We start from the raw sequence: 13910 nt of genomic DNA on the forward strand, positions 1-13910 counted from the left end.
TCTTATTCAAAAGGAACTTCTGTCCCATCCTCTGCGATCTGAAGCATTTTTTTCTCTACGGTATCCAGCTTCTGATTGCAGTTCTGTATTTTTTTCATTCCCTGCTCATATAATGCAAAAGCATGCTCCAGGGAAAGTTCTGGATCTTCCATATGTTCGAGGATCGTATCCAGTTGTTCAAACATTTCCTCTAAGGAGATTTCTTTTGATTCTGTCGTTTCCATTTTATTTCACTACTCCGTTTTTCTCTGTTCCACAGACTCTTGCCGTGATTTTTCCATCCAGCAGCTGTGCCTCGATCTGTTCATCCATCTGCACATCATCCACAGAATGAATCGGCTTTCCATCCGCTTTACTCACAAATGCATATGGTCCCTGCAATTTTTTCAACGGGGAACATCCGTCCAGTTTTGCTGCATACATTTCCAGCTGATGCCGTTTTTTTTGCAAAATCTCCTGCATGCTGCGCTCCAGATTTTCTTCCAGATCCGTCAGATACTGCCGCTTCTGCATCAATTGATTCTTCGGATGCAGCGCTTTCAGATGCAATTGATATTCCCGTACTCTGCTTCTTGCCATTTCCATCTGCTGATTCATCCGGTACAACAGCGTCTGCTCGCTCATATCCAATCGTTCCTGTATCTGTTTGTAATCAAACACGGCAAGCTCCGCTGCCGCGGAAGGTGTCGGTGCTCGCAGATCTGCCACATAGTCTGCAATGGTATAATCCGTCTCATGTCCAACCGCAGATATGATCGGAATCGGACATTCAAAAATAGCCCGTGCGACAATTTCTTCATTAAATGCCCACAGGTCTTCCATCGATCCGCCGCCTCGTCCGACGATGATCACATCTACATTTTTCTCCTCCATCGCATAGATTCCCTGTACAATGGATGCAGCCGCACCTTCCCCCTGCACCAGTGCAGGATACAAAAGCAGCTGTACATAAGGATTTCTGCGACGGGAAATATTCTGAATATCACGGATTGCCGCTCCGGTTGGCGCTGTCACCACACCGATGCGGAACGCATAACGGGGAATGTCCCGCTTATATTCCTGCGCAAACATTCCCATCTCTTCGAGTTCTTTTTTTCGCTCCATAAATTTCTGATAGAGGATTCCAACACCATCACGGGTCACCTGTTGCGCATACAACTGATACTGTCCGTCGCGCTCATAAATATGAATTTCTCCCAGAACAACAACACGGTCACCCACATCCATATGAAAAGACAATCCCTTGACTGTATTGCTGCGAAACATCACAGCTTTGAGTACGCCAGTCTCATCTTTCAAGGTAAAATAAATGTGTCCGGAACTGTGATATTTACAGTTCGATATCTCCCCCCGCACCGCAATATGGCTCATCATAAAATCCTGTGCGAACATATTCTGTATATAAGAATTTACCTGCCCCACAGAATAGACATTCCGTCTCATGCCAGTCCGGATAAAATTCCGTTTACAAATGCCGGTCCCTGATCAGATCCGTATAATTTTGCCAGTTCAACGGCCTCATTGATAGATACCGATACCGGAATATCTTCCTCATATTTGATCTCGTAGGCTGCCAGACGCAGAATAGAAAGTTCTGCTTTCGCCATACGGCTTGTTTTCCAGTTTTTGGATGCTGCATTTAAAGTTGCATCCAGATCATCCAGATGCTCTACAATGCTGTGTACCTTATTTAAAATATAATCAGAATCTTTCTGACGTACCTCTCCAAGTTCTTCCATATACAGCGCAATCTGCTCATCTAACTCTTCGGCGCTGTGAAATTCTACTCCAAACAGAATTTTAAAAATCTGTTCTCTCACTTCTCTTCGGCTCATGTTATCCTCCATATTTTTCCTCATTTGAGTACACTCCATCTCTGTCTGACAGAAGTATTTACTCACAAATCGAGTAGGTTGCCCTACTCGACTGCATTTTTCATGTCAACATCTGCAATTCTGACATTTACACCGGATACCTCAAGCCCTGTCATATTCTCAATTGCTGTTTTTACTTTCTCCTGTACATTGCCGGATACTGCCGGGATTGCATAACCGTAAGCAATATTGATCGTCACATATACTTCGATCTTTCCTTCCTCTGTCACTTCCACACGCACACCTTTGGACAGGTTCTTCATACCAAGACGACTAACCAGCTCTTTTGTGATATTTCCACCCATAGAGCAGACACCCTCTACTTCTGTGGCAGCAAGTCCTGCAATGATTGTGATGACTTCTTCTGCGATCTGAACTTCACCAAGTCCGTCTTCTTTGATTTTTAATCCTTTTCTATCTTCAGCCATGGAAAAACCTCCTAAAATATAATTCACTTTTCATTATTATCTAGTATACCAAATTATTTCCCGTTTGAAAACTTATTTTTTACAGGATTGAAGCAAACACGTTACATACGATCAGAGAGACCGCCGCGGAAAACAATACGCTTTGCAGCGGACGCACCACGCCCCGCCTGCGCCAGAAAATATTCAGCAGGATAATGCCAAGCGTCAGCAATACCATTGTCTTCGCCGGCCACGCATACCAGCTGGTAATTTCCATATTCTGATAAAACATGGATGTTCCAACTGTCAGAAGCAGTCCTGACACGATCGGACGCATATAGGTCTGCAGCACATGGAAAATCCTTAAATTTTCAAACTGTTCATAAATGTACACCACAGCGGAAAATGTGCCGCCGGAAGCTGCAATACTGCAGGAAAAGCCGCACAGTGCCACGAAAATACCGCACCACGTTCCACCACTCTCACATCCAAGTATGTATCCAACCCCGGTCAGTATCTTACACAAAATTGATCCCGGAAGTCCGTTCGCCACAGATGCGATCTTAAAATAAAAATCATCATGACTGATCATTCCGGTATTGACAAAAAGACCATTTGCTACCGCCAGATACGCATCTCCACCACCAAAAGATATAATTGCAGAGATCAATCCCCGGATTGCGAATCGTATGGTATCTCCAAAGCAAATCAGAGCCGGAAACGACAAAATCAAAAAAAACAGTGCCCAGGAGATTTCTTCTTTTAACAGATTTATCAGCTTATTCCATGAAAATGGTATTTTTCCCTCAATACTACTGTAAATTCCGTAAATCGCCAGTATTGACATTACTGCTCTGAGCACCCACAATACTTCCGGACTGCTGATCAGATGCATTTTCCCGACACAAAGGCAATACAACACCGTGACTGCTCCGGAAATCACGATCCTGCTCCAGCGGAATCTTCCTCCGGTAAAGAAAATGATAAAAAATGCTACACACAACACATCAATCGTTGATATGTCAAAAATCGGTGTCCGCTTAATTCCAAATAGCTGAAATATTTCTTTTCCGGAAGTCAGCAAAAAAACAAGGAGCATAAAAGTCATTCCGCTTTTTGCTGTTCCACTTTCCCTGCCTTCCCGAAAAGTCCCCTTGGCATACATAAGCAACATATAAATGATATACGCCGTCACGCCTGCTGATGCAAAAAGGATCTGGCGTAGCACCAGATTTCCGGAACTGTTGATCATCATCAAAAGCAGCACCGTCAGGAATGTACCCGGCAGTCCCATCAGCAGCGCTGACAGGATCATTCCCGGAATGCCACAGACTTTCCGACCCACACCGGCGGCTACTTCCACCGGAAGAGCTCCCGGCGTGATATTCGCCACAACCACGTCTTTCGTATATTCTTCCTTATCGATCAGTTTTTTCTCATAAACAACCTCTGATTCGATCACCGGTACCAGTGCTGATCCTCCGCCAAAACCGATACATCCGATTTTAAACATGGTGCTCAGTAATTTTTTCATATTCAGATTTTTTTTATTCTTTTGCTTTCTTTTCTTCATATGATCAAATTCTCTTATTTGACAGGCTTACGCTTTCTGGATCATCTCTAAAAATTCCGCTTCACTGATCACCGGAATACCGAGATCCTGCGCTTTGTTCAACTTGCTTCCGGCATTCTCACCGGTCAGTACATAACTGGTTTTCTTCGAAACACTTCCGGCTGCTTTTCCACCATTTTTCTCAATCAGCTCCTGGGCTTCTTTTCTGCCAAGGGTCGGCAGCGTACCCGTTACAACAATTGTCATTCCCGCCAGCAAATCTCCCATTTCCTCTGATTCTGGCATTTTCATATTGACACCGGCCTCTTTCAACCGGGCAATAATCTTCTGATTTTTTTCACTGGCAAAATATTTCAAAATGCATTCCGCACTGACTTCTCCGATATCGTTGACCTCCAGCAATGCTTCTTTTCCGGCATGCTGCAGTGCCTCGATACTGCCAAACTGACGCATGATTGCTTTTGCTGCCGCCTTTCCGACATTCTGAATACCAAATCCGGTCAGAAGGCGGAACGGCTCGTTTTGTTTGCTGCTTTCAATGGCATCCAGCAGTTTATCTGTATTTTTCTCTTTTCCTATGATTCCCTGGTCGATCAGCGTTTCCCGATGTTCCTTCAGATGATAAATGTCTGCAATATCATGGATATAGCCAAGTCGCACCAGTTCTGTCACATATACTGCGCCAAAACCTTTGATATCCATGGCATCACGCCCGACAAAGTTAATGATATGCCGCTCTAACTGTGCCGGGCAATCAGGAGATACGCAGCGGATATCCGCCGTATCTTTTTCACGGACTGTTTTTGCGCCGCAGACCGGGCAGGTATCCGGAATCTGGAAACGTACCCATCCCTCTGGTCGTTTTTCTTTCCGCACCTCCTTGATTTTCGGAATAATTTCACCAGACTTATACACAACAATAGTATCGCCGATTCCAATATCCAGATCATTAATAAAATCCTGATTGTGCAGTGTCGCACGGGATACGGAAGTGCCACACAGACGCACCGGTTCAAAAATAGCGGTCGGCGTGATCCTGCCGGTTCTTCCCACAGAAAGCTCGATATCCAGCAATTTCGATTCTTTCTCTTCCGGCGGATATTTGTACGCGATGGCCCAGCGAGGAACTTTGGAAGTTGCTCCTAAAATCTCACGGTCAGTAATAGAGTTGATCTTTACAACCGCACCATCAATATCATAGGACAGATTTCCTCTGTTTTCTCCAATCTTGCAAATAGCATCCCAGACTTCATCCGCTGTATGACAGACACAATAATCATCAATAACTGGAACTCCCTGTTTTTTCAGATACTCATAACCTTCTACATGTGTCTTAAACTCATGTCCACGCACTTCCTGTACATTAAAAATAAACATGGACAATTTTCGCTGTTTTGTAATGCTGCTGTCTAACTGGCGCAGAGTGCCTGCCGCACAGTTTCTCGGATTTGCAAAGGTTTTCTTTCCAAGCATTTCCTGCATTTCATTTACTTTTTCAAAATCCGCATTCTTCATATATACTTCGCCGCGAATTTCAATATATGGCAGCGGATCTTTCATCTTTTTCTTTACATCACGGATCACTTTGGCATTGGCGGTCACATCCTCACCCTGAATGATACCGTCACCACGAGTGACCGCCAGCTTTAATTCGCCCTCTTCATAGCGGAGTGCCATGGAAAGACCGTCAATTTTATACTCTACCACAAATTCCGGATGTTCTAACTGCTGTTGCATTTCCTCCACAAATGCATATACCTCTTCCTTGGAAAATACATCCTGCAGGCTCAGCATCGGCACATTATGACGCACCAGTACACCGGCGGTACGTTTTGCTGTTCCACCGACTTTCTGCGTCGGAGAATCCGGTGTGATAAGTTCTGGATGCTCCTTCTCCAGCTTTTTCAGTTCCTGCATCATCATGTCATATTCATAATCGGTGATTTCCGGATCGTCCATATTGTAATATCGGTTGCCGTGATATTCGATTTTCTGGCGCAGCGCATCAAGCTGTGCCTGCACCTGTTTCATTGTCTGTTCCATTTCCTAACTCCTCTTTCCTGGCTTAGTCCCCTTCGGCGCACTGTATGATTTTGCTGTCAGCTTTTTCAGCGTATTCATCTCCTCGGCTGTCAGTTCCCGATAAGTTCCCGGCTGTAAATCCCCAAGTAAAATATTCATCACTCTGGTGCGCACCAGTTTAGTGACACGGTATCCGCATGTCTCACACATTCTGCGGATCTGACGGTTATATCCCTGAGTCAGTATAATGCGAAATGTCCGGTCATTTACTTTCGTCACTTTACACGGTCTGGTATGTACATCCAGTTCTTCCAGATACAGGCCGCCACGCATCTGATCTAAAAATTCCGGCGCAATCTTCTGATTTACAGTAACCACATATTCTTTCTCATGATAGTTTCCTGCCCGCATCATCTTATTGACCAGCTCTCCCTGATTTGTCAGCAGAATCAGCCCCTCAGAATCTTTATCAAGGCGTCCCACCGGATAAATCCGTTTCGGATAATTGATAAAATCAATAATATTGTTCTTTTCCCGTTTTTCCGCTGTACACACAATTCCCACCGGTTTGTGAAACGCGATCATGATCTCTTCTGTCTCCGGCCGCACATCTTTTCCGCAAAAAGTAACCCGCATTCCCGGCAGTACACGGTCTCCGGTCACGGCTTTGCGGCCGTCCAGCCATACATTTCCGTTTTCAATTTCCCGATCTGCCGCGCGCCGGGAGCATACCCCGGCTTCGCTCAGATACTTATTTATGCGGATTCCCGCCTGAACTTCTTTCTTCTGTGTATCCATTCTGTCCTTCGCTTTCTATTGTTCCATACATTTCGCTGTATGCAGCCGTTTCTTCATCCATCCGTCTTTTCTCAAGAATCTTTCTGATACGTCTGCATTTTTCTCAGATTATCCTCTTCAAAATCCACCATTTCTTTTGCCAGCTCTGTTGCAAAAATGCCTGCATCCCGGTATTTATGAATCGCATGTTTCAATTCTTTCACACCGCGTTCATTTCCTTTTCCGATCATGTCAGCGACATCTTCTGTCTTATTCTGCAATGTCTTCCGCATTTTAATCGACGTTTTCAGCATCGCTGTAGCGATTGGTTTCGGTTCCGCAGGTTCACTGCCGTTTGCCCGCAGGCGCATGCCCGCTTTCCGTCCAAACTGTTCCATTTTGTCAGCCTGCACATTCAGTTCATAGGCAAATTCCTCATCGTAAATATCTTTTAACACCTCATGAATGGCATCCACACCCATGCTGGAATTTCTGCAGATTTCATGAAGCAGATCATTCTCGTCTTTCTGTGTCATGGCAAAACCTCCTCTTTTTTAGAGTTAGTATTGTCATCTTACTGTAAAATATTCCATTCCCGTCCATTACATGCCGTTAATGATCCTGTTTTCTCATATTTTACACACATATCAAAAGGGAACAGTCAACCTGTCCCCTCTTTTTATTTCTTTTGTAATACGGTCCAAAACATTACTGCTGGGTTGTAACATATTCTGTCTTTACATATCCCACGATATCGCCGGTTTTTACCTTACTCCATCCGTTTGCTGTCACTGCAAGCTGACGAAGTTCAGAACCCTGGATTGCGGATGCTAGTACTGTGGACTGCTCATTCGGCTCCTGACGGATATTCATTGTTTCCGTTGCATATACCCATGCTTTCTGCTCAGTTTCTGTCGTATCCGTTGTCTGCTGTTGCTGAGCAGCTTCCTGCGCCTGCTGATCCTGTGCGGACTGCTGCTGAGCTGCTTCCTGCGCCTGCTGATCCTGTGCGGACTGCTGCTGAGCTGCTTCCTGTTCCTGCTGTGCTACCTGCTGAGCTGCCTCCTGTGCTTTCTGGTCCGCTTCCTGTTGCTGCTGTGTATTCCACTCGCTGATCGCATTTGTCAGAGTCACTTCCACCATATTTTTCAGATTTTCATCTGAATTAACAGCATCCTCATAACGGGTCTGGACATTTGCCTGCAGGGCAATGACATCTTCACCGTTCTGATAATCACTGATCAGCTGAAGAATCGTATCATCCATAGGATTCTCCTGATACTGTAAGTTAAATGGACTGTATATATTATCAATATAATACTCACCTTTGTCATTTGTTGTCACATAGAAGAAATCAAGTCCAGGTGCTGCAGTATCTACATTTTTATACTTCAGATCAAATGCTACCGATACGATGAAAGAATGATCATCCGCACCTGTTTTTGTATAACAGGTTATATTATCAAATTTTTCTATGTACTGACTGTACATGGTGATATATGTTTTTTCTTTATCAGAAATCGGATTTGCATATGTAAGCATCTCACCGGTGTTGCCGGATGCATATGCTGCATAATAATTTTCAATCAGTGCGTTGATTTCTGTATACTGATCTGTCTCATATTCCTGAGCAGATAATGCAAGATCTTTATTGGCAGCTTTCTTTGCTTTCATACTCTTTACACCAATCACGATTGCACAGATCACTACAACTACAACCAGACATCCAATACCGACAAAAGCAATATTTCTGCGCATAAAAGCGATGGATTTTTCTTTTTTCGCTTCGGATTCATCTAGGCTGCGACGCATTGTCTTTTTCTTCGATGCCATATGATGAGAATCGGACTTCGCACCTGCCATACGGGATTTATCTTTTACGGTTTCTTCCGAAATAAACTCCAGATCATCGAAAATCTCATCTTTTTCTTTATCTTTTTTACGATGATGGTGCAGTCTGGTCTCAAAGACATGCTTCTGTGAATGCTCCGTTTTTCCTTTTTTGCCTTTTTTATATTCAGTTTTCTTTTCTTCTCCTGTTACAATGTCCGGGATTTCATACTCTGTATCACTGTTTTTTATATTATTATCTGTTGTTTTTTTCTTATCAAATTCTGACATATCTTACCTCCGATAGTTCGCCTAACATAATACCACAGAGGATAAAATACGTCTAGGTATTTAAAAAAAGTTTATGAAATAATCACATTTGTCCACTTTTCATTAAACTCTGTTTATCTTGTGTTAAAAACCTGGATCATGTAATGATTCCTCCTGCTTCTACCGCAGTGTCGACTCCAGTTCCGCCCGGTTATTGGTATATACAAATGCGTCCTCTCTTGTTATATACCCTTGCTGCATGAGCCGGACCAGATCCGCATTCAGCGTATGCATGCCGAGTGCTGCTCCGGACTGCATCATGGTGGAAATCTGATGCGTTTTGCCCTCACGGATCAGGTTCAAAATCGCATCCGTAGCGACCAGAAGCTCTGTACCCGCAATTCTCGTCACGCCTCCGCCACACGGGATCAGACATTGACTGACAATTCCTCTCAACGTACCAGCCAGCTGAATCCGAACCTGATTCTGTCCTTCTGCCGGACATGCATCAATAATTCGCTCCACGGTTTGTGCCGCTCCGGTTGTATGAAGCGTGGAAAGTACAAGATGTCCGGTTTCTGCCGCCATCAGTGCAGCCTGGATTGTTTCATAGTCACGCATCTCTCCCACAAGGATCACATCCGGATCTTCACGCAGGGCACTGCGCAGAGCTGATGCAAAATCGGATACATCGTCTCCTACTTCCCTCTGATGAATCAGAGACTGTTTGCTTTCATAGACATACTCAACCGGATCTTCAATTGTAATAATATGCCGGTCACTGTACTGATTCATATATTCGATCATAGCGGCCAGCGTTGTGGATTTTCCACTTCCCGTCGGCCCGGTAACAAGGATCAATCCACGAGGGGATTTCGCCATTTCATAGAGAACGGTCGGCATCTTCAGTTCTTCCAATGTCGGAATTGATGCATTCAGCAGCCGGATGGTTGCTGCCATTTTTTTCTGCTGCCGGAACACATTCACTCTCTGCCGTTTTCCATCTGTCGTCTGAAAAGAGAAATCGGCATCCTTTCCCTGTTCAAACAGCATTCTCTGCCTGTCCGGCATCATGGCATACAGCATACCCGTTATTTCATCTGCTGGGAACTGTGTCTGTGCCGGAATCAGTTTTCCGTTGATCCGGTACCAGACCGGCATTCCTTCTGAAATATGAATATCCGATGCTTGTTTCTCCCGTGCTTCCCGTATGATTGCATCTACGGTCAGCTGTAAACTGCCATCTGCCATACTGTCAGACCTCTCTTTCTCTATCTGTCAGTTCCTACTGATAACTGATTTTTAACAATTCTTCCGGTGTGGTCACACCCTCTTTTACCAGATTCAGGCCACTTTCCTTTAACGTACGCATGTGCTGGTGTTCTTTCGCATATGCTGTGATTTCTTCTACTGTATTATGATTGATGATCATACGGCGGATTTCGTTATCAATTGAAACAATCTCATGCACCGCAATTCGTCCGCTGTAACCAGTATGATTACAGTGCGCACATCCAACACCGCGACGCACTTTTTTGACATCTTCTCCAAGAAAAATCTGTTCCTGTTCGGTTGTCTCCATCTCCACACCGCATTTTGGACACACTTTACGCATCAGACGCTGTGCCACCAGTCCCACCAGCGAATTGGCCACCAGATACGTTTCCACTCCCATATCCTCCAGGCGGACAATACTGGAAACCGCATCATTGGTATGCAACGTACTCAACACCATATGACCGGTGATTGCTGCACGGACGGAAGTACCTGCGGTCTCTCCGTCTCGGGTCTCACCTACCATGATGATATCTGGATCCTGGCGCATCAGGGCTCGCAGACCCACATCAAAGGTCAGCCCTGCTACTGGATTTACCTGTGTCTGATTGATTCCAGCCATATTTTTTTCCACCGGATCCTCGATGGTGGAAATATTGACATTTCTGCTGGACAGATAATCCAGCACCATATATAACGTCGTGGATTTACCGCTTCCTGTCGGTCCGGTAATATAAATAATTCCGTTCGGACGGTTCAGCATCGGTGCAAACTGGTTATAGCTGTAATCATCCATACCAAAATGATCTGCATGATCCATATGAGTAGTCGCAGCCATGATTCTCAGTACTGCTTTTTCACCAAATACTGTCGGCAATACAGATACACGAATATTTACACTTCCGCCTTCCAGATTGACACGAAAATGTCCATCCTGTGGAATTCGTTTCTCTGCAATATCCAGATTTGACAAAATCTTAATACGGGCGATCAGCGGTGCATGGATATGTCTCTGAATCGTTACATATTCCATGATCACACCATCAATTCGCATTCGTACTTTCGTCTCTGTCTCAAAAGGCTCGATATGAATATCACTTGCTTCTGATTTGATTGCACGCTCGATCAGACTGTTCAGCAGTCGAATGATCGGTGCTTCATCATCTCCGGCCCCCAAATCCTCAATGGCCAGTTCTTCCGCCTCCGGAATGGCAAAATCTACATTTGCCTGCGTCGCTGCTTTTCTGGCACTGACCTCTGCAAAATAATAAGAAACAGCTTTTCGCAGGGGTTCTTCCTCACTCAGATAAATCTGCAGCTGGCAGCCGGTCTGCTGTCGTACTTCCTCCAATGCAAAATAGTTCAGCGGATCGTTTGTAACGATAGTCATATTGTGTCCCTGAACGCTGAGCGGAAGAATCAGATTTTTCTCACACAGTTCGCGGTTTACCATACCAACTGCCTGAAGCTCCACAGTCTGCTGTACCACATCTATAATTTCCAGATGCAGTCTGCTGGCCAGCGCATCCAACACCTGTGTCTCCGAGACAAATCCCAGTTCCATCAAGATCTGACCTACTCGTTTGTCACGATGTTCCTTCTGCCATACAAGCGCCTGCTGCATCTGCGCCTCTGTTACATATCCTTTTTCAATCAGAATATCTCCAATTCTCAGATTCGTATTCACTTACTCATTTCTCCTTCAAGTTTTACGCTTCTAATTTTCTCCGCAGGTGTATACCGCCAATGTGCAGTTACAGCTCATCTGAGAAACCGTCTGCAGACTACTGTTTACATACTCATTTTCCTGCATGGAAAAAGATGTCACCTGAATCCCCGGATAATTATTGGCGACATCATCCAGAAATGCCCGGATTTCCGTTTCATTTCCCTGAACTGTCACATCCACGGATGTAGTGTTGACATCAGCCGCCTGTGGCACAGTCCTCCCCTCTTCCTGTGCAGTTTCTGCACTGTCCGAAGTATCCTCTACCTCTGTGCTTTCCACATCCGTTGTATCCGTTGTTGCCTCTGCATTATTCACTTCTGATAATACATATGCAGACGGAACCCCCGGAGCTGTCCCGGTAATATTCAGATACACCGGGAACAGATTATGGTCCAGCACGATTCCCGTAACCAGTTCATCTACCTGTCGATTTTCCAGCAGATCATAATAGCCTTCTTTCGTAGCCTGCAACAATTCCTGCTGTTTTGCAATCTTCACATCAAGATTGCCTGTCCGATCCATTACATCCTGCATTTCCTGCTGCTCTGCTTCCACCTCGGTCCGCTGGTCGGACAGATCCATATGCTTATCTATGGCCGGAAAAATAAGAAACCGGATCATAAAAAATGCTACCAGCACACAGGCCAGCACTTTCAAAAGGAAAATATCCTTCGGTCTTAATTCCATACTGATTTTCATTACTGCTCACCTCCGGCTTCTTCTGCTTTCAATACACAGGAAAGCATCAGGGAATACTCTCCGCCATCATAACTGTAACCACTGTAATTCACAGAATCAAACAATCCGGTATCATCCAGCTTTTGAATATAATTCGGGATGTCAATAACTTTGCGGCTCACTGCATGAAAAGTCAGCGTACCGGTCGACATATCCAGTGACTGTACACGCACAGACATATCATTACCGCCTACATCCACGATTTTTTCCAGCATTTCCTCTGTCAGATCCGGATATGTATCAAGATTCTGTTTCATCTGCGCTACCTGACTCAATTGTGTTGCCAGTTTTTCACTCTCTGTCTCTTTAGCAAGTGCTTTACTGTATTCTTCCTGTACCTGGGAATCATTGATCCAGTCCTCAATGGCAGCTGTCTTATGTGCTTCTGCCAGATTCCATACTGACAGACCCGCGTATAACACTGCACAAATTCCAAATATAACCAGCGGATATATAATCTGCTTCGCCGTATTTTTTGTTTTCACCGTTCCCTCTTCATGGGTGCAGCACCATACCTGATACAGATTGATCTCTTTCGTTTTTTCTTTCATCAGAGCACCGATACAAGCCAGCCAGTCTTCCGCATTTTCCGCTGCAGAAAAATTCAGGTCAATCTTCAACGGATGTGCTTCCAGCTGCATGTTATGAATGCCCTCCACACTGACCTCAAAATCATCGGTTTGACAACCTGCATAATAGACATCTGTGATCGGAACCTCAGATTTCGTTGTTGCATAAAACTGTAAAATACCGGAGATCAGACGAACAATCTCTGTTCCAAAATCCAAAGTACCGCGTTCACTGAAAATCCGGCTCTTTGTAGAGTACAGATATATCCCTTCCCGATACAACAGACTTGTCACACTGTTTTCTTCAAAAAGCAGGTAAATGGCAGTCTCACAGCTATGGCTTTTCTGATGCGCCATCACCCGCAGATACCCCTCAACATAGACGGTAATCTCACGGACAGGAAGTCCGATCTCGCGGCAGAATTCTATTACCTGTGTAATGATCGCATCATCGGCACTTCCACAGCAAAGGGTAACACCATTTTTTCGATCAGCCGAAATTACAGAATAATCCATAACGGAATCTCCTTCCGTTTCCGCCACAATGTTTTCTGCCATGCGGGTCAGCTCTTTTCCGGTTGCATATGGGATCTGCGTAATACGGCTGGAACTATAAGAAGATGGAAATACCATTTTCACCGGTCCCGGATGATGCTTCTGTGTATATTCCCGAAGCGCTTCCTTCCAAAGTTCGATAGGATTCCCGAATCCGTTGAGAGGAATCCGCTCTACCTCCTGTACCTTTGGCGGCTTTCCGGCTTTTCCGGAAGCAACAAGGATACACTCGTCCTGTATTACTATTACTGTATCACTCATCTGTATTTATCCTCCATTTTATCTGGTGTA

At 44.8% G+C, this 13910-nt stretch carries 13 protein-coding genes; all 13 read right to left on the bottom strand.

The features are described from left to right. Positions 1 to 2: 2 nt before the first annotated feature. The gene (xseB, locus tag Q0I54_RS02720) at positions 3 to 224 is read right to left on the bottom strand and encodes an exodeoxyribonuclease VII small subunit (protein WP_296116228.1); all 222 of its coding nucleotides are present in this window, start codon (positions 222 to 224) and stop codon (positions 3 to 5) included. A gap of 1 nt (position 225) precedes the next feature. After that, entirely contained in the window at positions 226 to 1422 is a 1197-nt protein-coding gene (xseA, locus tag Q0I54_RS02725; RefSeq protein ID WP_367270772.1) for an exodeoxyribonuclease VII large subunit, read from the bottom strand. Positions 1423 to 1439: 17 nt separating this feature from the next. Next, positions 1440 to 1835: a transcription antitermination factor NusB gene (gene nusB / locus Q0I54_RS02730; RefSeq protein ID WP_296116232.1), complete on the bottom strand. Its 396-nt coding sequence runs from the start codon at positions 1833 to 1835 to the stop codon at positions 1440 to 1442. An 83-nt stretch (positions 1836 to 1918) separates the two neighbouring features. Further along, a complete protein-coding gene (locus Q0I54_RS02735) occupies positions 1919 to 2302 on the bottom strand; it encodes an Asp23/Gls24 family envelope stress response protein (protein WP_296116233.1) in 384 nt (127 codons plus the stop codon). Positions 2303 to 2381: 79 nt separating this feature from the next. After that, a complete protein-coding gene (locus Q0I54_RS02740) occupies positions 2382 to 3854 on the bottom strand; it encodes a chromate transporter (protein ID WP_296116235.1) in 1473 nt (490 codons plus the stop codon). Positions 3855 to 3881: 27 nt separating this feature from the next. After that, positions 3882 to 5897 carry an NAD-dependent DNA ligase LigA gene (gene ligA, locus Q0I54_RS02745; protein ID WP_296116237.1) on the bottom strand — a complete coding sequence of 672 codons (2016 nt, stop codon included), beginning with the start codon at positions 5895 to 5897 and terminating at the stop codon, positions 3882 to 3884. A 3-nt stretch (positions 5898 to 5900) separates the two neighbouring features. Then, positions 5901 to 6674 (bottom strand): pseudouridine synthase, encoded by a 774-nt coding sequence (locus tag Q0I54_RS02750; protein WP_296116238.1) that lies wholly within the window; start codon positions 6672 to 6674, stop codon positions 5901 to 5903. Positions 6675 to 6745: 71 nt separating this feature from the next. Then, complete coding sequence (locus Q0I54_RS02755) at positions 6746 to 7189, bottom strand: hypothetical protein (protein ID WP_296116240.1); 444 nt, start codon at positions 7187 to 7189, stop codon at positions 6746 to 6748. A 172-nt stretch (positions 7190 to 7361) separates the two neighbouring features. Then, positions 7362 to 8774 (bottom strand): SH3 domain-containing protein, encoded by a 1413-nt coding sequence (locus tag Q0I54_RS02760; protein WP_296116242.1) that lies wholly within the window; start codon positions 8772 to 8774, stop codon positions 7362 to 7364. A 159-nt stretch (positions 8775 to 8933) separates the two neighbouring features. After that, a complete protein-coding gene (locus Q0I54_RS02765) occupies positions 8934 to 10004 on the bottom strand; it encodes a type IV pilus twitching motility protein PilT (RefSeq protein ID WP_296116244.1) in 1071 nt (356 codons plus the stop codon). Positions 10005 to 10038: 34 nt separating this feature from the next. Beyond that, entirely contained in the window at positions 10039 to 11715 is a 1677-nt protein-coding gene (locus tag Q0I54_RS02770; protein WP_296116245.1) for a GspE/PulE family protein, read from the bottom strand. 30 nt (positions 11716 to 11745) lie between these two features. Then, positions 11746 to 12456, bottom strand: coding sequence for a hypothetical protein (locus Q0I54_RS02775; protein WP_296116247.1), 711 nt, complete (start codon positions 12454 to 12456; stop codon positions 11746 to 11748). Continuing rightward, positions 12456 to 13880: a hypothetical protein gene (locus Q0I54_RS02780; protein ID WP_296116248.1), complete on the bottom strand. Its 1425-nt coding sequence runs from the start codon at positions 13878 to 13880 to the stop codon at positions 12456 to 12458. Before Q0I54_RS02780 ends, Q0I54_RS02775 begins: the two co-directional genes overlap by 1 nt. Positions 13881 to 13910: the final 30 nt, after the last annotated feature.

This window comes from uncultured Eubacterium sp., assembly GCF_934295145.1.
Lineage (GTDB): Bacteria > Bacillota > Clostridia > Lachnospirales > Lachnospiraceae > Eubacterium_I.